1 pseudogene is annotated in these 484 nt (G+C 72.7%); it reads left to right on the top strand.

Annotated elements, in window-relative coordinates:
• Nucleotides 1–484: pseudogene (locus FLV34_RS41115) on the top strand (hypothetical protein); the annotation flags it as partial.

Here is a 484-nt window from a genome sequence, read left to right as displayed (position 1 = left end):
AGTGACCACCAGGGGCGGGCTGGCCGTACCGCTCGGGCTGGTGCGCGCCTTTCTGGACTTCGTCACCCCCGGCCCGATGCACCCCCGGCTCCATCCAGCGCATCTCAGCCCCACCAATCGTGCCGCCCGGCTGGAGGAATCGGCCGAAGCACGGGCCATCCGCGACAAAGCCCAGCGTCCCCGGTACGAGGTCGCGATCCGGTACGCCGTACAGGCAGACGATTCGACATCCGGGGACAAGCGCACCGCCGAGCAGGCCCGCGAGGCCCGCCGTAGCGCCATCCGGGGCCGGGCGCACGCGATCGCCTCGTCGTGCGCCCTGTTCGCCGGACATAACCGGCTGGAACGGCACCGGCTCGCGCTGCCCGCCGAGCGACTGGCGTCGCGGATGCTCCGGCGCGGGTTCCTGCTCTCGGTGCCCGAAATCGCCGCCCTGGCGCACCTTCCCTTGGACGCCGCCGTACCGGGTCTGAGCCGTGCCGGG

This window comes from Microbispora sp. CSR-4 (assembly GCF_008033685.1).
Taxonomy (GTDB): Bacteria; Actinomycetota; Actinomycetes; order Streptosporangiales; family Streptosporangiaceae; genus Microbispora.
This window is presented reverse-complemented; position numbering and strand designations above follow the sequence as displayed.